Origin of the sequence: Thermogemmatispora tikiterensis, assembly GCF_003268475.1 — a bacterium.
Classification (GTDB): Bacteria; Chloroflexota; Ktedonobacteria; order Ktedonobacterales; family Ktedonobacteraceae; genus Thermogemmatispora; species Thermogemmatispora tikiterensis.
Map to the genome: position 1 here is coordinate 2,326,743 of NZ_MCIF01000002.1, position 21,223 is coordinate 2,347,965.

The 21,223-nt window shown below is 59.4% G+C and carries 15 protein-coding genes and 1 pseudogene; 8 read left to right on the forward strand and 8 right to left on the reverse strand.

The window, feature by feature from the left end; all coding sequences use genetic code 11:
- Positions 1 to 113: 113 nt before the first annotated feature.
- From A4R35_RS09395 to A4R35_RS23885, 4 genes and pseudogenes are all read left to right on the forward strand, one after another.
- Positions 114 to 2,024, forward strand: coding sequence for a hypothetical protein (locus A4R35_RS09395; RefSeq protein ID WP_146747156.1), 1,911 nt, complete (start codon positions 114 to 116; stop codon positions 2,022 to 2,024).
- Positions 2,025 to 2,505: 481 nt separating this feature from the next.
- Positions 2,506 to 2,907, forward strand: a pseudogene (locus A4R35_RS25265) (transposase).
- 191 nt (positions 2,908 to 3,098) lie between these two features.
- On the forward strand, positions 3,099 to 3,731 hold the full coding sequence (locus A4R35_RS09410) for a matrixin family metalloprotease (RefSeq protein WP_146747158.1): 633 nt from the start codon (positions 3,099 to 3,101) through the stop codon (positions 3,729 to 3,731).
- A 294-nt stretch (positions 3,732 to 4,025) separates the two neighbouring features.
- On the forward strand, positions 4,026 to 4,424 hold the full coding sequence (locus A4R35_RS23885; RefSeq protein WP_146747159.1) for a hypothetical protein: 399 nt from the start codon (positions 4,026 to 4,028) through the stop codon (positions 4,422 to 4,424).
- A gap of 360 nt (positions 4,425 to 4,784) precedes the next feature.
- Here the strand turns inward: A4R35_RS23885 and A4R35_RS09420 are convergent, their stop codons facing one another.
- From A4R35_RS09420 to cas6, 8 genes are all read right to left on the reverse strand, one after another.
- Complete coding sequence (locus A4R35_RS09420) at positions 4,785 to 5,192, reverse strand: response regulator (RefSeq protein WP_052888010.1); 408 nt, start codon at positions 5,190 to 5,192, stop codon at positions 4,785 to 4,787.
- Positions 5,193 to 5,445: 253 nt separating this feature from the next.
- Positions 5,446 to 6,252: an alpha/beta fold hydrolase gene (locus A4R35_RS09425; RefSeq protein ID WP_112428735.1), complete on the reverse strand. Its 807-nt coding sequence runs from the start codon at positions 6,250 to 6,252 to the stop codon at positions 5,446 to 5,448.
- Positions 6,253 to 6,355: 103 nt separating this feature from the next.
- Positions 6,356 to 7,228: a lipoyl synthase gene (gene lipA / locus A4R35_RS09430; protein WP_112428737.1), complete on the reverse strand. Its 873-nt coding sequence runs from the start codon at positions 7,226 to 7,228 to the stop codon at positions 6,356 to 6,358.
- Between the two features lie 174 nt (positions 7,229 to 7,402).
- Positions 7,403 to 8,791, reverse strand: a complete 1,389-nt coding sequence (locus A4R35_RS09435; RefSeq protein ID WP_112428739.1) for a dihydrolipoamide acetyltransferase family protein — start codon at positions 8,789 to 8,791, stop codon at positions 7,403 to 7,405.
- 165 nt (positions 8,792 to 8,956) lie between these two features.
- Positions 8,957 to 9,940: an alpha-ketoacid dehydrogenase subunit beta gene (locus tag A4R35_RS09440; RefSeq protein ID WP_112428741.1), complete on the reverse strand. Its 984-nt coding sequence runs from the start codon at positions 9,938 to 9,940 to the stop codon at positions 8,957 to 8,959.
- Positions 9,937 to 11,031: a thiamine pyrophosphate-dependent dehydrogenase E1 component subunit alpha gene (locus A4R35_RS09445; RefSeq protein ID WP_112428743.1), complete on the reverse strand. Its 1,095-nt coding sequence runs from the start codon at positions 11,029 to 11,031 to the stop codon at positions 9,937 to 9,939. The genes A4R35_RS09440 and A4R35_RS09445 overlap by 4 nt, the downstream gene beginning before the upstream one ends.
- A 294-nt stretch (positions 11,032 to 11,325) precedes the next feature.
- Positions 11,326 to 13,152 carry a PrsW family glutamic-type intramembrane protease gene (locus tag A4R35_RS09450; RefSeq protein ID WP_112428745.1) on the reverse strand — a complete coding sequence of 609 codons (1,827 nt, stop codon included), beginning with the start codon at positions 13,150 to 13,152 and terminating at the stop codon, positions 11,326 to 11,328.
- A 265-nt stretch (positions 13,153 to 13,417) separates the two neighbouring features.
- Complete coding sequence (cas6, locus tag A4R35_RS09455; RefSeq protein ID WP_112428747.1) at positions 13,418 to 14,419, reverse strand: CRISPR system precrRNA processing endoribonuclease RAMP protein Cas6; 1,002 nt, start codon at positions 14,417 to 14,419, stop codon at positions 13,418 to 13,420.
- Positions 14,420 to 14,617: 198 nt separating this feature from the next.
- Here cas6 and A4R35_RS09460 point away from each other — a divergent pair, with 198 nt between their 5' ends.
- The 4 genes from A4R35_RS09460 to recN all read left to right on the forward strand — a co-directional run bounded on the left by A4R35_RS09460 (position 14,618) and on the right by recN (position 21,218).
- Complete coding sequence (locus A4R35_RS09460) at positions 14,618 to 16,216, forward strand: HD domain-containing protein (RefSeq protein WP_112428749.1); 1,599 nt, start codon at positions 14,618 to 14,620, stop codon at positions 16,214 to 16,216.
- A gap of 272 nt (positions 16,217 to 16,488) precedes the next feature.
- Complete coding sequence (locus A4R35_RS09465) at positions 16,489 to 17,679, forward strand: DUF929 family protein (RefSeq protein ID WP_112428751.1); 1,191 nt, start codon at positions 16,489 to 16,491, stop codon at positions 17,677 to 17,679.
- Positions 17,680 to 18,231: 552 nt separating this feature from the next.
- Complete coding sequence (locus tag A4R35_RS09470; RefSeq protein WP_170293028.1) at positions 18,232 to 19,074, forward strand: NAD(+)/NADH kinase; 843 nt, start codon at positions 18,232 to 18,234, stop codon at positions 19,072 to 19,074.
- A gap of 170 nt (positions 19,075 to 19,244) precedes the next feature.
- Complete coding sequence (recN, locus tag A4R35_RS09475; RefSeq protein ID WP_112428756.1) at positions 19,245 to 21,218, forward strand: DNA repair protein RecN; 1,974 nt, start codon at positions 19,245 to 19,247, stop codon at positions 21,216 to 21,218.
- Positions 21,219 to 21,223: the final 5 nt, after the last annotated feature.

Sequence of the window (21,223 nt, forward strand, 5' to 3'; positions counted from 1 at the left end):
CCTCTCGCTCTCCAGGAAGGCCCTGCCCGCGGGGCCTTCCTTTGCGCAGGCACGCGGCCATCTGCCAGTGCTATATCAGCATCAGCTGTGATAGATGGGTAGCAAGCATAGGGATGAGAAATGTAGAATTGCCACTTGAGCAAAAAACGGCGGAAGCAGATGTCATCGCTCAACAGGAGTTCAAGGAAGAAGGCCTTTCACAATCGCCAGAGAGACCGCACAGGAGCCAGCGGTTTCTTCTTCTGGCTGTTTTTGGGGGGATGATCCTGGCCATCGTGCTCCTGGATGCCGTGCTCCCTCTGAGCGGCCTCTGGTTCAACGATGCGCTGCTCTCACGGGCCGGCACCTGGTCGCTCTTGCCAACCCAGGCACTCTTCCCTAACTGGAGTATCACTCCGCTGCAGCCAGTGCCCATCGACCCGGCGATCCCTTCGCCCCCGCTGGCCTGGCTTGAGATCATCCTGTTCCTGACAGTCCTGACAACCCTCTTCCTCCTTTACCTCTACGCCCTGGCCAGGCTACCTGCCCTTATCTCCCGTCGTCATGTCATGCTCTCAACGGTAGCTCTGGGCCTGTTCTACGCGCTTTTTCCCGTTGTTACCTCTCCAGATCTTTTTTCCTACCTGATCTATGCACGGATGGGGGTTATTTATCATCTCAACCCTCTTACCACACTTCCAACTCAAATTCAATATGACGCAACTTATCCTTATCTCTACTGGATCGATCAACCTTCAGCCTATGGGCCAACCTGGGCCGCCATCACCTGTTTCTTGCAGTGGCTGGCGCTGCCGCTAGCTGGAGCTAACAATCTGCTTCTTCCTTTGTTATTGCTGCGCCTCCTCGGCCTGGCCACGCACCTGGGTTCGACCCTCCTGATCTGGTCTATCAGCGGCTACTTGCAGCCGGCACACGCTGAGGATCAGCCCGGGCAGCGCCGGCGTGCTCTGGCGACACTGGCTTTCGCCTGGAATCCGCTCCTGCTCTTCGAGGCGGCTGTTAACGCCCACAATGATAGCACTCTGCTTTTCTTAATCTTACTCGCCCTCTGGCTCCTTGTGCGCGGGAAGCCGGTCCTGCTCCTCTACTCTCTGGTTACCATCCTCTTCGCCCTGGCAGCCTGCCTGAAGATCAACACGGTCCTGCTCTTTCCAGGGCTGCTCTTGCTGCTCTGGGGCCGAGGAGTACCGTTGCGCCAGATTGCCTTCTGCCTGGGACTCTACATCGGCTGCATCGTGCTGCTCTATGCGCCTTTCTGGGATAGCGGTGCCGTCCTAGACGTCTTACGCGTCAATCCCTCTGCATCACGAAATATCAATACAATCGCTGAATTTCTTGGGCAATTCTATAATGCGGCAATTGTCTCGCATTTCGAGGTGACAATCCCGATTATCGGCTCGCCGGGCGAGCGCCTTACGCATACGCTGAGCATGGGCATCTTTGCTCTCTGCTATTTCTGGCTCTGCTGGCGGGCGTTACGCCACTCCTGGCGCATCAGAACCCCTGGTGGCCTGATCCAGTGGCTGGCGTTGGTCTGGTTGCTCTACTGCGCCATCGGCACCCCCTGGTTCTGGCCCTGGTACCTGGTCACCTTCTTCGGTCTCTATGCCCTGCTCGAAGCGAGCGGCGCGAGTAGGCGCTGGCCATTGACGCTTGTGCGCTGGCGTGGGGCGGCCACTCTGCGGCGGCCCCTGCCTTTTCGCCTGCTCAGCCTGACGATGCTGATGCTCTATGGCTCCTACGCCTGGGCTTTGCACGGGGCCTTTATGCCCTTCCTGCCCGGCTTCAAGCTGGCTTATCTGCGCGGCCCCTGCGCCTGGCTTCTCCCCCTCGTACTAACCTGGCTGCTTGATCGCCTCGCCAGGCGCAGCAACCTTGGCCTCGGCCTACCAGCAACTGGACGCTCACATTCTCCTCCTGTTGCTCTTCTCATCCAGCGTCTCTCGCGGCCCTATCGTCTCCTGCTCCAATCCAGTGCTACCGAGCAGCGAGAGGACAGGCTGTCGCCCTCATCAATGGAATGACAAAGAAAAAGGACGGTGAGAGGGGCACTGTGCTGGCGGGCTGGGATAGGAATCTGCTCACCACCAGAGGAGGACATTGTGCCTATTGATTCCCTGGCTCAGACGAGGCCTAACCGGCGGTGGCAGGAGCCTGAGCCAGGCTCCTGCCACCTGGGCGAGGGAGGAGATAGGAGATCAGACCTTTCATACCTTTGCCGTCTTTGCGCCGCAAGGAGGACAGCCCGCCTTTCAGGTATAGGTTTTTCAGGGCATATAGAAACCTCGCCGAGACCTCGTTTACGTCTACCTTTCCTATCCACTAGATCAAAAATGGAGCCTGAGAGGCTGGCCAGGTAGTCTGAAAAAGCTGTTTTTATCCTCAAAGATACGACAGGTATACGTGAAGGAGGCCCTGGCGAGATTTCGCATGTATGCCTGTTTGAACACCATATGCCCCTCTGAGAACTCGGAGAAATCCACAGCTTTCACGTTCAACCAGAGCATGCTCAATGCGATTGCCAAGAAGTTTCCAGACTCCGCTCGTCAGCGCTGTGTGGTTCACAAAATGGACGATGTGCTCAGCTATGTGCCCAGCAAGCGACAGGAAGCGATCAAAGATAAATTGAAAGCTTTGTTCTCCTAGAAAGATCGAAAAGCGAGTAGTCAGTCTGTAGCGGCTTTTATCGCCAAGTATGAGAAGGTCTATCCTAGCGCCATCGCCTGCTTGCAGCGGGATCTGGAGGCTTGTCTGGCCTTTTATGCCTTTCCAAAGGAGCACTGGAAAACCATTCGCACCAGCAATGTCATGGAGCGGCGTTTCGCCCTGAAGGAAGCTGTTTCCTGCTGTTTCATGCGGTCATTCGCAGTTTGCGTTTCAACAAACCGACCATGCCCGTCTCATTAAGCAAGCAATCAGACACCGAGATTTTACACAACTCTTGACAAACTACCGCAGAGCACGTTATATTGGCAATAGTCAATATTCGGCTTTGATTTCAGGCAGATCATGAAGGAAGTTGAGGGCGATCCATAGTAAGAAGGTTCTTCTCAATTCGGAAGGTTCTCCTCGCGTTTTTCTTGTCGATAGTCTGTTTCGTGCTCGTATTTCAGCCAGCTTTTGCCTGGACCTGGAGAGAAAACAACTGGGATACGAACCCGAACGACTACCAGTGCGGATTGACTTCATCGACCCCCTGTTTGTATTGGCCTGAGCCCAACGGCAACAGTTCCATCGTCTATACCTACGTTCCTACCTCGCTGAATAATGTTGGGGGATATAATTTTATCACGGCGATTAACCGCGCAGCCAGCGACTTTAATGCTGCCCCAGCACTCAACCCCTATCTCTATACGTGTAGTAATGACAGCTGTGTGTATCAAACAAGCTATGCCATTGGCAATTTAGGGTATGCAATCTATGGAGAGACGCCCTATGGAACCATAGGTAGTGCCCAGCATAGCTCGCAATACTATGCGATCATGCAAGGGAATTACACCCTCTTCAATTCCACTCAGTGGATCACGTGGAACAATACCTTAACCTTTTCCGATACACAAGCAGATGGGCGAAAAGTATCCACCCATGAAACGGGGCACATGGAAGGATTAGGACATACCGCTCATAACCCGGCAGTCATGCGTCAAGGAGCAACCACCTATTATGCGTTGCAACCAGATGACATTAATGGGCTGGAAACACAGTATAACGGCAGAATTCCAGCGGAGTAGAAGGAGGCACAGGTCATGCGTTCCCCATTTCCACGTTTGTTTGCAGTCCTTGTCTTCTTGCTGATAGGTGCGCTGTCAGCTTGTCAAACGACACCATCACAGACTTCTGTACCCAGCGATCAGGCGTACGCGCCTCTCAATTTGCACCTGCACGCTGATCGCTATGAGTTCACTACGCCACAGAGTATGTGTGCAGCTATTCTGACGGCAGAAGTCAAAAATATTACTCATGGAAAGAGTCACTGGAACACTCCTGATGGCTTGAGGCCACATATCGCGGCGGCAGCTCCGCACATGTCTCTCCCAGAGACGATTGTGGCACAGGGGTACCGCATTTATACGCCAGTTCGCTTCGGAACCATGAAGGTGTTGCGGGATCTGCGCCAGCAGCCTACGCAGGAGTTCGTCACAGTCGGCGGGCAGGTGCAGCAGGATCAGTTGTGGCTTGATCCTTTTCCCCAACTTCAGGACACCGGTCACTATGTCATCGTCTTTGGCCCTGGAATTCAGCCAGCTGGCAAAGGTAAAGTGGGCACATGGCTTGAGGTCTATGACGCCTTCCCTGTCGATGAGCACGGGATAGTCACCCTCCAGCAAGCTGGCTCCCCCAATGAGCCTGGACCAGGACAACCTCAGCCCGCGGTGAAGATATCTCTCACTGATCTGCAACACCAACTGGCAGCGTGTAAATAAACCCCACTACGGTCCTTGCCTACGCAGATTTGCCTGCCACGCATATTGCTCGTCGGCGCAAACGGCCAGCGGGTCAGCCGCCGCCACGCCGGTTAAGTTGTGCCGTACGTGGACGCTTGGGGCTAGTGGCCACACTCTTCACGGCTTCGGTCTTGCCCTGTGGCAGGCTCTTGCCCCAAGCGTGGCCTCAGACCATCACAGTTCCCCGGAAACTACCGCGATCTTCTGAACTCCGTCGGCGAGAACGCAAACGAGAACAGAAGCGTCGGGCGCGCGCACGAGCGCGAACCGCCGCTTGACTGTGCCCAAAAACCTATCCCTGAACGGGACAGCCTGCTCCCGCTGGCTGTTGTTGCCCCCTCAGACAGTGAGACGGCGAATGACATCGAGCAGGTCTCGCACGTGAAAGGGCTTGACAATGACCTGCTGCACATCTAAAGCGGCAGCAGTGGTCAAGCCGGTTCCGGCGGTGATGACCACAATTTGAGGAAAAGGATAAGCCGGCTCCCATTGCGAGCGCAGGCGCTGCAAGAAGGTCTCGCCATCCATACCCGGCATGGCGAGGTCGAGCAGGATCACGGAAGGATAGCGCCCCTCGCGCACCGCATTATCGACCCAGGCCAGCGCCTCTTGACCTTCAGCAGCCTCCGCTGGCTCATAGCCATCCAGCTCCAGCGCCCAGGCTACCATGTCACGAATGGCCGGATTATCATCCACAACCAGCACAATCGGGTGATGGCCTTCACCCCGATCACAATCATCATCCATTGCTTCTTCTTGTTTTCCCCTTACCATAGAGCACAACCAATAAATCACCTCTACCAGCCACTAGCGCTAGCTGGCAGACGCGCCGTCCATCAAAGGCAGGAGTGCGCCAGCGACTGCCGCCGGAGACTCCCTCGCCTGCCTCGCCCGCCTACAGCCTACCTCCCCCTATTCCTCAAACCCAGCGCTCTGGCTCCACTGATCCGCACTCAGGTCCTCTGCCCCAGAGGAGGGATCACCCTTCCCCCTTGCCTGCTCACAGAGCCGGAATTGAGGAGCGCAGGAAAGCGCTAACGGTATCAAGGAAAGCCTGCGGCTGCTCCAAATTGGAGAGATGCGCAGCCCGCGGAATCACTTGCAGCTGGGCCTGCGGAATGCGCGCCGCGTATTCCCGGGCCAGGGAGGGCGGAGAAAGCTGATCCAGCTCGCCCACAACGACCAGCACTGGACAGCGAATGGTAGGCAATAGCTCACGGGCATCAGCACGCTGAGCCATACCACGTGAGGCCGCGGCAATGCCCCGCGGCGTCGCCGCCGCAATCAAGCGGCGCACCTGGGCCTCGACCTCGGGCCGCTGACGGCGCGTCTCTTCAGAGAGGAGGCGTGGGATCTGGAGATCGGCCACCGCTTCAACTCCCCGGGTTTCGGCCAGACGCGCCAACTGCTCGCGATTGGCCTTCCCTTCCTCACTGTCAGGCTCTGGTCGCGTATCGGCCAGAATCAGACCGCGGACACGCTGCGGATACTTGCGCAGAAAGGCAAAGGCCACATAGCCCCCCATCGACAGGCCACAGAGGACAGCCCCATCCATACCCAGCCAGTCCATCAGCGCCGCCACATCGTCAGCCAGCGTCTCCATCGTCAGGATCTCACGATCAATCTCGCTCTCGCCGAAGCCGCGCCAGTCAAGAGCGACCAGGCGATAGCGGCCTTCCCGCAGGAGTCCCTCCATCTCGCCCTGCCACATGCGGCGATTCAGTGGGAAAGCATGCAGAAAGAGCACAGGCAGACCTGCCCCATGATCGTCATAGGCGATTTGGACGCCGTTGAGCCGTGCATTCATGAGCAGCTTCCCCTCCTCGGTCGAAGTCTAGCGCGCGCCCCAGAGCGCGCTCTGCCTCTAGGAGCATCGTCTCCGGGCCTGAGCCAGCCCCGCCCTGGCACGCTCACCCTAGAGCCTCCTCGGCCTGCTCGTGAGCATGATAGGAGCTGCGCACAAAGGGGCCGGACTCTACATGACGGAAGCCCATCTTCTTTCCTTCCTCTTTGAGCGCAGCAAACTCTTCCAGCGGCACATAGCGCTGGATCGGCAGATGCTGGAAAGAGGGACGCAGGTACTGACCAATGGTGAGGATATCCACGTCATGAGCGCGTAAATCGCGCATGACCTCCAGCACCTCGTCCCAGCTTTCGCCAAGGCCAAGCATGAAGCCGGACTTGGTCGGAGCTGCCGGATTTAGCTCCTTCGCCCATTTGAGAACCTGCAGCGAGCGCTGGTAGACCGCCTGGGGCCGCACACGACGGTAGAGGCGCGGGACCGTCTCTACATTGTGGTTGAAGACATCGGGTTTGGCGTCCATCACCACCTTGAGCGCATCGTAGTCTCCCTTGAAATCGGGCGTGAGCACCTCCACTTTGCAGCCAGGATTGAGACGCCGAATCCAGCGAATGGTTGCGGCAAAGATGGAGGCCCCTCCGTCTTTCAGCTCGTCGCGATTCACTGAGGTCACTACGGCATAGCGTAGCCCCATCTGTCGCACGGCCTCCGCTACACGCTTCGGCTCTTCCCAGTCTACTCCCAGGGGACGCCCCGTCTCAACGGCACAGAAACCACAGCTGCGGGTGCAGATGCGCCCCAGGATCATAAAGGTGGCCGTGCCATGTCCCCAGCATTCGCGGATGTTGGGACAGCGCGCCTCCTCGCAGACGGTGTGCAGCGCTTTGCTGCGCATGAGCCGCTTGATCTCCTCATAGCCCTCTCCCTCGGGCGGGCGCACACGTAACCACGAGGGGCGGCGCTCAGGGATAATGGTCGCCATGATCGTTCCTCTACTTCCTCTCTTGGCTTCGCTTCGCTGGCTTCCTGGTCGGCTGGCCAACTGGCCCTTGTTTGCCAGCTTTGGCCTCGCCTACCAGGTTCGATCGCGCATTACCGGATTACCACATCGCCACTCTCCCTCTCTCCTCACCCCCTTGCTCCACCAGTGGCACCTTTAATAGACATCGATCTCCGATCCGTAGCTCTGCAGCTTGGCTCGCACGGCCTGCAGGAAGGTAGCGGCTCCAGCCCCATCGAGGATACGATGGTCAAAGGAGAGACAGAGATACATCATGTAACGAATGGCAATGGCGTCGTCCTCTGTCACTACCGGGCGCTTGACCACGGCATCCATGCTAAGAATGGCCGCATGGGGCTGATTGATAATCGGTACCGATAGTATTGTACCAAAGGTGCCGGGATTATTAACCACGAAGGTGCTCCCCTGCAGGTCCTGCACCGTCAGACGGTTGCTGCGCGCCCGCTGCGCTACTTCATTGAGACGCCGCGCCAGGCCGGCAATGGTGTACTGGTCGGCATCGTGAATGGTAGGCACCACCAGGCCGCTATCGGTAGCAACCGCCACCCCAAGATGGATGCGCTTCTTGACAATGATGCGGTTATCCTCAGTCCAGCTGGAGTTGATCAGCGGCACCTTCCGAATACCTTCACAGACCGCTTTCATGACGAAGGGCACGTAGCTGATACTGTAGCCCTCGCGCCTCTTGAACTCCTCTTTGTTACGCTCCAGCCAGCGCGCAATGGCGGTCATATCGACCTCGACAACGGTGGTAGCATGGGGAGCGGTCCGCTTGCTACGCACCATGTGTTCAGCGATGGCCAGGCGCATGCGATCGGGAACGATGACCTCCTCATCGGGACCGACAGCCACTGGCTCCGGTCCCCTGGCAGCACCTGCCGCCGTGCTGACGACAGCGGTGGAGACAGGACCGGGCTGAGCAGTCACAGCCGCAGCGGGTGCCTGAACCGTCTGCGCGCTGAGCTGACGCTGTTCCAGATAAGCCAGGATGTCTTCTTTGCGTACCCGTCCCCCAATGCCCGTGCCCTTGATCTCGTTCAGGTCGATGCCATGCTCGCGAGCAAGGCGCCGCGCCAGGGGCGAAATACGCTGACGCTCACGTTCGCCAGGCTGCTGGCCATCGTGTGGCTCCGCCGTCACGGCCTCAGCCTCTACGGAGAGAGCTGAGGTGCCACGCTGCACTGCAGCTGCAGAAGTTACCTGCTCAACTGCGGGCGTCGCCAGAGCTGCGGCTGCACGACTACTCTGGCTGGCACTCGCTTCCTCTGCGACCTCCGCCACAGCCCCTTCCTCCTCAATGAGAGCGATGGCGGTCCCGACTGGTACTGTCTGATCAGCTGGCACCAGGATTTTGACCAGCCGACCAGCGACGGGCGAAGGAAGTTCAGCATTGACCTTGTCAGTCACTACCTCGGCCAGAGCCTCATCCTTTTCCACATAATCGCCTTCGCGCTTGAGCCAGGCAGCGACGGTTCCTTCTGCAACTGACTCGCCGAGACGGGGGAATTTCACCGGCGTTGGCATAGTCCACTCCTCGCAAACAATTACTCCATCAGTTTCCTTTCAGAGGGGAGCGAATTGCTCTCCCTTTCTCCTTTTACGCTTCTCCGGCTTCACGAACTCACTCACCCACTCACTTACTCGTGTGCCCACCCCGCCCTCAATAACTAAAGAACGGGTCTCGCCAAACTAGTAAGCAGCGAGCTGGCGCGCGACGGCCACAATGCGCTCCACGCCAGGCAAGTAGGCCATCTCTAGAGGAGGGGCATAAGGATAGGGAGCGTCGGGAGCGGCCACTCGCATAATCGGGCCATCAAGATAGTCAAACAACTCCTCAGCCAGCAGAGCCGCCAGCTCAGCCCCCACGCCACCGGTCAGCGTATCCTCATGCACAATCAGCACCTTATTGGTCCGCTTGACCGATTCCTTGATCGTCTCCCGATCGAGAGGAGTCAGGCTGCGCAGATCGACGACCTCGACCGCCAGACCGTCCTCAGTGGCGAGTTGCTCGGCAGCCTTGAGACACTGATGAACCATTGCCCCATAGGTCAGCATTGTCATATGCCGACCGTGGCGACGGATAATGGCCTTTCCCAGCGGTACAATGTAGTCCTCACTGGGTAGCTCTTCGCGCAGCTCCGGCAGGCGATAGAGCAGCTTATGCTCCAGATACAGGACAGGATTGTTATCGCGGATCGCCGCCTTCAGCAGGCCCTTGGCATCGTAGGCGGTGGCTGGCATTACCACCTTAATTCCGGGCGTATGGAAGAACCAGGCTTCTGGACTGGCCGAATGAAAAGGGCCCCCATGCGTGCCGCCGCCTGCCGGACCACGAATCACCAGCGGCAAGGGGATGCCGGAGCGCCAGTACATTTTACAGGCCATGTTCACAATCTGATCGAAGCCGCAGGTGATAAAATCGATATACTGCATTTCAGCGATCGGGCGCATTCCCATCAGGGCCGCCCCCACCGCCGAGCCAATGATCGCCGTCTCAGACATTGGCGTATCGATCACCCGCTCCGGGCCGAATTCTTCTAGAAAGCCGGCGCTCACCTTGAAGGCCCCGCCGTAGGTGCCTACATCCTCGCCAAGGAGGAAGACCGACTCGTCGCGCCGCATCTCTTCGCGAATCGCCTGGCTGATCGCTTCCAGATAGGTTACCGCAGTCATAGCTGAGTAACAGCCTCCTCTACTTGACTCATCGTGCAGAAAGGCCTCCCGGTGCGCGTATCCAGGGCATTGACATAGCGTGGATCGGTCGCACCCGGCTCGCCGACGATAGCGATCGGGCCATCGGGAGCAAAGACATAGTCGGCCACGGTCGCCGGATCGGGCGGGGGACTGGCCTCGGCAAAGGCCACAGCGTCATCGACCACGGCCCGCACCCGGGCCTCGATCTCCCGGCGGCGCTCCGCGCTCAGCAGTCCTTGAGCCGTCAAATATTCCTCAAAGCGTTTGATGGGATCCCTGGTGAGCCACTCCTGGCGCAGAGCTGGCGGCACATAGTCGGCCTTATCAGCCTCGGAGTGACCTCGGACGCGGAACGTACGACACTCGACGAGGGCTGGCCCCTGGCCACTGCGCGCATGAGCCACTGCCCTTCCCACTGCCTCCATCACCGCCAGCACGTCATTACCGTCGACACTCTCGCCAGGCATGCCATAGGCCAGCGCTCGCTGGGCGAGCTGCTCGATGGCAAACTGCTTGGCGGTCGGCGTCGAATAGGCATAGCCATTATTCTCGATCAGAAAGACCACGGGCAATCGTTGCACCGAGGCAAAATTGAGGGCCTCGTGAAAGGCCCCGGTGCTGGTCGCCCCATCGCCACAGCTAGCCAGCACCACCGTTGAACGGCGGCGCATCTTCATAACCAGGGCTACGCCGCAGGCCACCGGCAGCGACTCGCCCAGCATACTGATCATAGGGACAACCCCATGATGCATATCGCCAATGTGCAATTGGCCGTCGCGTCCCAGCGTCGGAGCATTGCCGCGTGCCAACCACTGGCACATCACAGCGCGTGGCGAGACTCCCCGTACCAGATGCATGCCCAGATCCCGGTGCTGCGGTACAATGCAGTCCCCATCGCGCAGCGTCATCGCCGCCCCGACGGTCGTCGCCTCATGACCCTGCGCCGTATAGACCCCGCCGACAATGCGCCCCTGCAGAAAGAGGGTGCGCGTACGATCCTCCATAGCGCGGGTGAGGCGCATATAATAATAGATCTGCAACAGCAGGTCAGCCCGCTCCGCTTCGCTCATGATCTTCTGGGATACTCCTCCGCATTGTGATCGCCTGATCCCTGCCTGACGAGGGAGTGAGCGTCTGTCTGTGTGGCCGACAACAGGCATCTCCAGCGACCAGCATCCAGTCCCTACCGGAGAGCGGTCTCACCATCCTCCTCCTCATCGCCCTTGCAGGGCTGGCCGGCCCCGAACGGCAGCGAGCAGTGTGCTGCACAGCGGAAGATGGGCATCTGGTTGCCTGGCCGTGGCGATGGACGTGCCTGCCCCCATAAGTGTACCACAACGCGCTCCGTTGCGAGAATAGACGACTCAGGTCCCCCGTCTCCTTGCTCGCGCTTGCTCCTCAAATGCCCGAATTTCCTGATGCAAACGACGAATGCGCTCCCGATAGGCATCTTCCGGTTGCCGCAGGTAGCCGGTTTTTTGGCGATCGCCCATGCTCACATGCCACTTGCGAAAGGCCAGGCCGATCTCCGCTTGATAAAGGGCTTTGACCCGTAACCAATGCCTGAAACCGTACTGCCAGAGGGCCTTGCGCTCCTGACGCGTGCGCTGAAAGGAATGCTGCAGTAAGGCGTACTCATCGACTGTGACCACCCCATTGCTCACCTCGGAGGCCAGAAATTCGCGAATGATTGCCGCCTCCTGGGCCAGGGAGCGGATCAGCAGATAGAGCAGCAGCATCTGAGCCAGGAAAGGGGGAATATAGTCACAGATAATCGTCACCAGAGCCAGCATGGCCACATGCGTATTGCCAGGATTAGCCTGAACCTCTATGCCCGCCTGAATGTCCACAAAATCGAAAAAGCTGTGCAGCATGACGGCCATGATATAGCCCAGTAAGGGTGTGATCACCTGCTGCCAGCGCGAGCGCGTGTGGCGCGTGTAGCCAAGCATTGAGCCAAAGCAGGCGGTAAAGGTCGGATGCCCCAGCCAGCCTAGCACAACACGATAGATGATCAGAAAGACCAGCGAGTTGCGATAACCGGTGGCGAAATAGCTGAAGTTCTCCACCAGGGCGAAGCCAGCCCCGATCATGGCCGAGTAGACAATGCCGTCCGTGATATTGTCGAACTGGTCGCGCAGAACCAGAAAGAGCAGGAGCAGGCCCAGCCCTTTGACGGTCTCTTCAGTGAAACCGGCATTGAGACCCTGCAAGGCCGAGCGCAAAACCGTACTCGTACCCGGCGCCAGCAGGTTGAGAAGCACGCTATCGATCAGGCGCTCAATAAAAAAGGCGGTGGGGATGGCGATTACCATGCCCCAGAGAAAGGTAGCCAGACGAAGATACCACGGTTCGCGCTCGAAGCGATCAATGAAGTTGACGAGCAGCAAGGTCCCGAGCGCAGGAACGAGAGGAATAGTGAGGGCAGCCAGCAGACTGGAAGCCCCATTCTGAGTGAGGGCATTGATGCCGATGAAACTGTTGAGAATGAGGGTGATGAGGGCACAGATGGCGAGGATGCTGAGTCCGACACCGGCCATAAGCCAGCGTATCCGCCTCCCCAGCCGCGGCGAGAGGGCGAATTGCATGGTCACACCTGCTCCAAGCAGGCTCTCCTCCTCACTCTCCCTCTCGTCCCAGGGTCCACAGACTGCCGCCTCTTCGCCACCCGGCGGTAAGGTGGCTGGAAGGGGGTTGCCAGGTGCAGATAACACTGCCTGGGGCTGAGCGCTCGGCAGCAGCTGCGTGACTTGCTCAGCATAGCTAGCCCGAGCCTGCTCTCTCTGACTTTCGCTTCCTCCAACGACGGCCACATGGGGAGCCAGGAATTGGAGCATCGTGCTACCTAAGACGATGAGGTCCTGCGAGCGCAGTGGGAAACGCACATGCGAGGGAATGGCCTGCCCATTGACCCGGATCACGTTGTGGGGTGTCAGATTGATAATGTACCAGCAGCCATCACTATCAAGCACCACACGCGCATGCTCCCGCGAGACCGAGAGATCCATCAAGACGATGTCGTTGCTGAGGGCCCGCCCAATGCTGGTTTCACGTCGTGTCAGCACATGCACTAGCTGCTCATCGGGCAGCCAGGCGGCAGGATAGGGCGTACGTATGGTCCAACCCCGCGTCGTCTGGGGTTGCAGGTGGGGCATGCGCACCACCCGTAGCACACCATAGCTCTGGCTCATTGTTCATATGTTCCTGCGGCGATAGCTGTGTTGATCGTCAGTACATACCCTACCTGTTCCCCACGCACTACGCCTTGGACGCCCTGCACACCCAGCCCAGGCCGTGTCGCTGCTATATAATGGTAGCATAGAAAGCGCAGGGAGAGTAAGCCACCTGGCCGCAGGGGTGGCACTCCCGCCGCCCGCAGGGGTGGCACTCCCGCCGCGCGCAGACACCAGACTGTGAGCGGCGTAAGGGCCTATATTCAGTAAAGTGCTCCTCTTCCTAGAGAGGACGCACTCGCCCCATACCCATAGGCGTTTTGTACCCTACGCCACAGTAGAAGGCTAAATAGGCGAGAAGCCAGAGCTGTTGCCGTACTGTTAGGGAAAGCCCCGCCGCCGGCGACGGCGCTGGGGCCGACGGGGGATCAGGCCCGCGCAGGCGATAGACGCAACGCCCGATAAAGCCCGGCTGAACATGCGTAGAGAAATGCACCTGATGCGGCCGCAGGTCATAGTCGTCGATAACAACACCATCGTCAAGAATATACTCTTCGATCAGCTCGGGCTGGACCAGCGCGGCCAGCTCGCGCGTCTCCGGCTCCTGGGCTACCAGCTCTTGCCAGCGTTTGGCCAGCCCGGGGAAGAGGTAGCGTGGCAAAGGCAACAGAGCATAATAGTTGCCATAAACCTTGTTGCGCGTGTTGATCCAGTTGAAAGTTGTGAGCGAATCAAATTCTAGAGTCATACGCTCGCAGTGCGCCGGTTGCAACAAGGCCGCCTGCTCGGCCAGATCATGAAAGGTGGTGAAGCCGGTCCAGCGCGCAGGGTCGTCCGGGCTGGCAATGACCTCTTCGAGCAGAAAGACCTGACGCCCAATCTGCATGAAAGGCGAGCGTCGCAAATTTCCGCTCAAGTGGTTGAATTGAATAAGGGCCTTGTAGAAGTGCGGGAACAGCTCACCGAGCAGCAAGGTAATGCGGATCGTATAGGTTTTCTCCGGACTGAGCGGGAGGTGCCGATTGTTGCGCTCCGCCTCTCTAACCTGGGCCGGCGGCAGCGGAAATTGCAGACTGGAGCAGGTGAAGAGGCGACGCTTGTTTCCTTCGTGGAGGCGTGCAGAGACGTCTGGGGCGGCACCACGCAGCCATTCGAGCCAGGCTCCATGGACCAGCTCTCCCGAAAACGGCATCAAGGTTCCAGGCTGCAATGGTCGCAATCGCAGATGCAGGGCATAAAGATCAGCTTTGAAGCTGCCCGGTGATGTTAGAGCTGTGGTTTCCATGCTCGCCCCTTCCGAGAACTCTCATATATAGCTGTACCACAAGTTAATGGTTGCAACTGCCACAACTGTATGTTAGCATAAAATACGTATAACCTCTTGTCCAGCAGGAGTAGGAAAGGTGGCTGCAGACGGGACAGGGAGAAGCTCCTTTTTCCGCTTCCAGGCATTGCCACATCGATCTAATGAGCAGAGAGAGAGATGTCGGTGCCTTTTTTAGAGCAAGGAACCTACGAGTTACTGCAGCAGGTAGCGCGCTTCTTTGCAGAGCGGCACCAGACCCAGGTTTATCTGGTAGGCGGAGCCTTGCGCAACCTGCTGCTGGGCCAGCCCAGCGTCGATTGGGATCTGGTTGTCGTCGGCGAGGCGCCGCTGCTGGCGCGTCAACTGGCCGATACTCTCGGCGGCTATTATGCCCATATGCATGAGAAGGCCAGCCGGGTTGTGGTGCGCACACCAGCGGGAGAGTGGACGCTCGATGTGGCCCCACTGACGGGAGCCAGTATTGAGGAAGATCTGCGCCAGCGCGATTTTACAGTGAATGCCCTGGCGCTGCCCCTGGACGTCCTCTTGAGCCTCTCCTCTTCTTCCTCCCTGGCCTCCCTGCCGTGGATCGATCCCTGTGGGGGCCTCGCCGATGCTCATGCGCGTCTGCTACGGGCAGTCAATGCGGAGGTCTTTCGCTCCCGCCCGGTGCGTCTGCTGCGAGCCATTCGCCTCGCCCGCCGCTACTCTCTGCAGATCGAGCCGACCACAGAAGCCCTTATCCGCCACGATGCTGAACTGTTAGCGACCGAGGTGGCAGAGCGCCTCCACGCCGAGCTATACAGGCTACTCGAACAGGAGGATGCCACCCGCAGTCTGCATCTGCTCGATCGCTACGGCCTGCTGACTGTACTGGTACCAGAGCTGATACCCGCCCGAGGCATGCCACAGCCCCCTCCCCATTACTGGGACGTTTTTGAGCACTCGCTAGAAACCGTGAGCGCCCTGGAAGGGGTGGCTCGCACGCTGTATCCCGATCCGTCGCCGCTGGATGAGCTGTCCTGCTCTTCGTGGTGCCTGCCGCTGCTGATGGCCCCTGAGCAGACGGAGACGATGGCCCAGCTGCGCGCTCTGGTAGCCGAGGCCAGCCGGCAGAACCTGCTGCAGCTCGCCGAGCTGACGAAACCAGCCTGGAAGCTGGCTGCCCTGCTGCACGATATCGGCAAACCGGCCACTCTGAGCTACGATGAGCAAGGGATAAGCCATTTCTATGGCCACCAACAGGCTGGCGTGCCGCTCGCCGAGGACGTGATGAAACGTCTGAGTGCGAGCAGTCACGACCGCCATCTGGTGCGTCTGGTAACGCTCCACCACATGCGTCCGGGCCAGCTCGCGCAGCAGGAGATTGTGACACCGCGCGCTATTCGTCGTTACTTTGTCGATCTGGGCACCCAGGGCCTGCATGTGGCTCTCTTCTCACTGGCCGACCATCTAGCCACCTACGGCCCCGGCTATGGCGGGCGCCCCGCCGGAGCCTGGGAGGCACATCTTACCTGCGTGGCGCTGCTGCTGCGCAGCTACCTCTACGAGCGCGAGCGCTTTCTACCAACACGCCTGCTGACGGGCCACGAGCTGATGCGCCGTTTGGGACTGGAGCCTGGTCCCCTGATCGGCGAGTTGCTCGAAGTCATCGCTGAGGCGCGCGCCGAGGAGCGTATCCACTCGAAGGAGGAGGCCCTCTGGCTGGCCCGCGAGTATCTGCAGGCCCACGCAACTGGCAGCAGCGAGGCACCTGATCCTGACTCAGACAGCTGACGAGTGTTGGCCAATGGCTCAGCCAGGATGGCGCTCTCTTCACCAGCTTCCCAGGCAAGCCAGGCCGTCTGCTCGCCTGGTGAGGCCGTTGAGCCAGGCCCGTTCTCGGCTCCTGACACTATTCTTACCCGGCAGCCAGCTCTGCATAATAGTTCCGCACTCGTGCTCTGTTCCATTCAAAGACCCCGTGCTATAATAACTGGCGATACCCGGCAGCCAAACAATTCCTCAAGTCACCTGGTTCAACAATTCCCAAATAGGAAACGAAAAGTATGGCCAAAAAGCGCAAGAAAAATAGCGGCAGCGGCTCCTCAGCAGTCCAGCGACGGGCCCAGATCCAGGCGCAAGCGCAGCTACAGAGCCGCAGCCAGCAGGGCGCCAGTGGAGCCACCGCCGGGGGAGTCCAGGGCGGCAATGCCTCCCCGAGCACAGCGGGGACAACAGGCACTCCTGCCAGGAGCGTCAGCACTTCCAGCAGTTCCACCGCGCGCAGCAGCACCCGCACGGAATCGACTAGCCGCCCGAGTAGCAGCGCTCGTCAGCCACAGCGCCGCTACACACGCCAGCGCATCAGTGGGCGGACACGCTGGCTCATCGTCGCCGGGGCCCTGGTTGTCGTGCTAGCAATCATTGGAGGCTTTATCTTCCTCTCGCAGCAGCACAGCAGCCCTGGAGCACGTGGCGGCACCGATCCCGAGGTTCTGAATACGGTCACTCGCCTCGACACCAATCTGCTGGCCCAAATCGGGACTGGTGGCCAGAAGAATCCATTGCAGGCCGTCACAAACCGCGACCGTCTGGTAGGTCCCCACGGCAAGCCCGAGGTCTTCTACTGGGGTGCAGAGTTCTGCCCGTATTGCGCCGCGGAACGCTGGTCGCTGGTGGTCGCTCTGAGTCGCTTTGGCCACTTCAGCGCTCTCCCAGAGACGACCTCTTCCAGCAGCGATGTCTATCCCGATACGGCAACGTTCACCTTCTACGGCAGCAACTATACCAGCTCCTATATTGATTTTGTGCCGCTGGAGGTGGAGGACCGCAATCAGCAGCCGCTGCAGACGCCCAACCAGGATCAGCAACAACTGGTGAACGCCCTCAATCCCAGCGGCGGCTTCCCTTTCCTGGACATCGCTAATATCTATATGTCGCAAGGCCAGACCGTCGACCCGGGGCTGCTCAGTGGTCTCTCGCAGAAGGATATCGCGATTCAGATGACCAATTCAAGCACGTCCATTTCGAAGAGCATCCTGGGCGTGGCTAACTATCTGACGGCGGGGATCTGTGTGGCGACCAACGATCAACCGGCCAGCGTCTGTAAGGCTTCGTTTATTCAGACGATTGAGAAGCAGCTCCCACGGGTAGCCCTGGCCCGCTCTGACTCCGTGGCAATCAACCTGACCTCACTCAGCGAGGGCCTGCCACCGAGCAGTAGCAGCCGCCCGCGTAGCGGCAGTCGGTCCATCTAGAAAATCTGTCTGTTTGCTCTCAAGCGGCTCGGGAGGCGGCTTCTGCCCTTCCGAGCCTGGCTGCACTACGGTTGACAAGCCTATCTAGATGACGTACCATTACCTTGTGACATTCCGCTGGGGCAGAAGTCGGGCGGCTTCTGCTGGAAGCTGTGCACGCACCATACCAGGAGGCGGTTTCTCGCCAAGGGCTTCCCTGGTGAGCGAGGCAGGCGTGCGGCAAAACCGCAGATCCGTGGGAAGAGCGGGCCATCCCCCAACTGCAGGGATACGCCCAGCTGCCCGTTTGCTCCCTCTGACCGCACCTATCCCGCGGTGGGGAGATGTTCCAGAATAAGAACAGGATAGAGAGTGTCTGGCTGGCTGGCTGGCTCGCAGTCAAGGCCGAAGCCCATGAGGTGGGGAACCTGCCTCACCGCCGCTGGGACTGGACCCCGAGGCTGGCGGCGGTTTTCTCTGTTACCAGGGCCGTGGAGACAGCAGCCAGGCGCGCTTTCTCAGATCTGCTCGACCGACCGACCGACCGACTGACCCGACTGACTGGAGCCATCTGTGAAGGTCATCGCCATATTCTATCAGGGCCGCAAACAGCACACCGCTGAGGCTGCAGCCCAGATTGAACCATTCCTACGCCGCCGCGGCTACGAGGTCCGTAGTGTTGATATCCGCGAGGAGGGGGAGGAAACCCCCGAGGGCCTCTTGCAGGGCTGTGAGCTGGTCATCGTGCTAGGCGGCGATGGAACGATTTTGCACGCCGCACGCCTGTGTGCTGCCGATGGCATTCCAATTGTAGGAGTAAAGTACGGGCGCGTCGGCTTTCTGACGGAACTGGAACCCCGCGATCTTCCTTACGAGCTTGTACACTATCTGGAGAAGGATGATTCGGTCTGGGTGGATACGCGCACGATGCTCACCGCCACCCTGGACCAGGAAGGACAAAGCGAGACCTTTCTGGCACTCAATGACATTGTGATCGCACGCGGCACCTGGCCCCGCGTAGTGCAGGTAGGTATCTGGATCGACGATCATTTTTATAGCACAACCTATGCCGATGGGGTTATCGTCTCAACGGCTACCGGCTCAACGGCCTATAATTTAGCTGTTGGGGGACCTCTGCTTCACCCACAGGTGCAGAGCATGGTCCTGACACCTATCGCTCCTCATCTGGCTTCTGATCGCTCGCTCATTCTTCACCCCGATGCCTGCGTGCGCCTGCAAATCGTGACCGGCTCGCAAAGCGGCGTCTTCTCTGCCGACGGCCAACTGAATCGCGAGATACGCAACGGTGCAATGGTCACTGTCCAGAAAAGCCAATACGAGACCCGCTTCCTGCGACGCCGACCACCAACTTACTTTTACCAGATTATCAATGCGAAGCTGAGAGATGACGAGTAGGATCGCTCGTACGCTCACGCGCTCGCTCATCCCCCGATGCCAGGCGCGCGCTCACCCGCACTCCCTTCAGCAACGGGTGCCAGGTGGCGACCCGGCTGCCGGTCCGATCCTCCGGCCCGCTGTTGTCTCCCGCTTTGCTCATCCGTTGAGAAAGTTGCCTGTGCAGTGCCATGTTGCTCGAACTGAATATTAAAGATTTCGCTATCATCGACAATCTGCATCTCACTTTCCATCGACTCTTCAACGTCTTTACCGGCGAAACAGGGGCCGGCAAGTCTATCATCATCGACGCCGTCAGTGCCCTGCTGGGAGGAAAGATCGGTGCAGAGTATGTGCGCGCTGGCTGCGAGCGCGCCAGTGTCGAGGGCGTCTTTTCGCTGGAGACGCTGCTGCCGCCCGGCGGCAATGGCTTCCAGTCCCTGGCCCGCACGACTGAGGGGGAGGAGGAAGCGGCTGCTGTCGGCAATACGCTCTATGAAGCCCTGGAGCAGGCCGAAAGTCAGGAGGGCCGGCGCCTGGAACGCCTGCAGGCCGACCTTTCCAGCGCCGATGCGCGCGTGGCCCTCGCCAGCCTACTCCAGGAGTACGGTCTCCAGCCCGAGGATGGAACGCTGATCCTCTCGCGCGATATTTTCCGCTCGGGACGCACGGTCTCGCGGATCAATGGGCGTGCTGTCTCTCAGCATGTGCTGCAGCAGGTGGCCAGCTGGCTGATCGATATCCACGGCCAGAGCGAGCATCTGAGCCTGCTGCGCCCAGAGCAGCACGTTAATTTCCTTGATCGCTATGCTGAGCTGCTGCCGCTGCGTGAGCAGCTGGCGGCCCGCGTCAGCGAGTGGCGCATGGTGCGCAAGAGCCTGCAGCAGCTCTTGCAGACTGAGCGCGATGAGAGCCGCCGTGCTGAGTTCCTGCGCTTTGAGATCGAGGAGATTGAGAAGGCTGAGCTGCAGCCCGGCGAGATCGAGGAGCTGGAACGCGAGCGGAAGGTACTGAGCAATGCCGAACGCATGCGCGAGCTGTGCGCCCTGATCTATGGGGCGATCAAGGGGTCGGAGCTGGCTAGCGATCTGACACAGTCGGCCCTCGATCTGCTGCGCAGCGCCGCCCGTGCGCTCAACGAGCTGGCCCGCCTGGATAAGAGCCTTGCGGAACAGGAGGCCAACCTGGACGAGGCCATCTATCGCCTGGAGGATGTGGCCGCCGCTATTAGCAGCTATGAGACCGATATCGAAGATGATCCAGCCCGCCTGGCAGAAATTGAGGAGCGCCTCGATCTGATCGCCCGTCTGAAACGGAAGTACGGGGCTACGATTGAGGAGATTCTCAGGCGCGCCGAGGAGGACCGCCAGGAGCTGGATCGCATCGTTAACCGCGAGGAGCATATCCGCAGGCTGGAGCAGCAGGATCAGCAGTTGCGCCGCGAGATCGGGCGCATCGCCCAGGAGCTGTCGGAGCGCCGCCGCACCGCTGCCGCTCGCCTGGCCAGCGCCATGGAAGAGCAGCTGGATGACTTGAATATGAAGCGGGCACGCTTCGCAGTGGAGATTCTTCAGGAGCCTGATCCCGAGGGGGTGCCAGCCACGATCGACGGCCAGCCCGAGATGTTCTACGCCTGCGACGCGACTGGCATCGATCGCATCCAGTTTCTGATCGCTCCTAATCCAGGCGAGCCTTTCAAGCCTCTGACAAAGATTGCTTCGGGCGGCGAGACCTCACGCCTGATGCTGGCTTTGAAGACAATCCTGGCCCGGGCCGATGCCACGCCAACGCTGATTTTCGACGAGATCGATTCAGGCATTAGTGGACGCAGCGGCCAGGTGGTGGCCGAGAAGCTGTGGATGCTGACACGCAACCACCAGGTGATCTGTGTAACGCATCTGCCACAAATTGCAGCTTTTGCTGATTTGCACTTCAATGTGAATAAGCAGGTGCTGGGAGAGCGGACGATCACGATCGTCAATGAGCTGCGTCCCGAACAGCGGGTGCGCGAGATCGCTCATATCATGGGCGGGAACGTGAGCGAGTTCTCTCTTAAGAGCGCCGAGGAGCTGCTGGCACGCTCCCAGCTCTGGAAGGAGAACTGGTTGCGCCAGGTTGAGAGCCAGACAGCAAGCCGGGACGCCTCTCAGGCCCAGGCCCACTAGAGGAA

What these genes read in the sequence shown, in the direction of transcription:
- recN (WP_112428756.1), top strand. Translation starts at nt 19,245, where the DNA reads ATGTTGCTCGAACTGAATATTAAAGATTTCGCTATCATCGACAATCTG.
- A4R35_RS09435 (WP_112428739.1), bottom strand. Translation starts at nt 8,791, where the DNA reads ATGCCAACGCCGGTGAAATTCCCCCGTCTCGGCGAGTCAGTTGCAGAA.
- A4R35_RS09440 (WP_112428741.1), bottom strand. Translation starts at nt 9,940, where the DNA reads ATGACTGCGGTAACCTATCTGGAAGCGATCAGCCAGGCGATTCGCGAA.
- A4R35_RS09445 (WP_112428743.1), bottom strand. Translation starts at nt 11,031, where the DNA reads ATGAGCGAAGCGGAGCGGGCTGACCTGCTGTTGCAGATCTATTATTAT.
- A4R35_RS09395 (WP_146747156.1), top strand. Translation starts at nt 114, where the DNA reads ATGAGAAATGTAGAATTGCCACTTGAGCAAAAAACGGCGGAAGCAGAT.
- A4R35_RS09465 (WP_112428751.1), top strand. Translation starts at nt 16,489, where the DNA reads ATGGCCAAAAAGCGCAAGAAAAATAGCGGCAGCGGCTCCTCAGCAGTC.
- A4R35_RS09425 (WP_112428735.1), bottom strand. Translation starts at nt 6,252, where the DNA reads ATGAATGCACGGCTCAACGGCGTCCAAATCGCCTATGACGATCATGGG.
- cas6 (WP_112428747.1), bottom strand. Translation starts at nt 14,419, where the DNA reads ATGGAAACCACAGCTCTAACATCACCGGGCAGCTTCAAAGCTGATCTT.
- A4R35_RS23885 (WP_146747159.1), top strand. Translation starts at nt 4,026, where the DNA reads ATGTCTCTCCCAGAGACGATTGTGGCACAGGGGTACCGCATTTATACG.
- A4R35_RS09450 (WP_112428745.1), bottom strand. Translation starts at nt 13,152, where the DNA reads ATGAGCCAGAGCTATGGTGTGCTACGGGTGGTGCGCATGCCCCACCTG.
- lipA (WP_112428737.1), bottom strand. Translation starts at nt 7,228, where the DNA reads ATGGCGACCATTATCCCTGAGCGCCGCCCCTCGTGGTTACGTGTGCGC.
- A4R35_RS09420 (WP_052888010.1), bottom strand. Translation starts at nt 5,192, where the DNA reads ATGGATGATGATTGTGATCGGGGTGAAGGCCATCACCCGATTGTGCTG.
- A4R35_RS09460 (WP_112428749.1), top strand. Translation starts at nt 14,618, where the DNA reads ATGTCGGTGCCTTTTTTAGAGCAAGGAACCTACGAGTTACTGCAGCAG.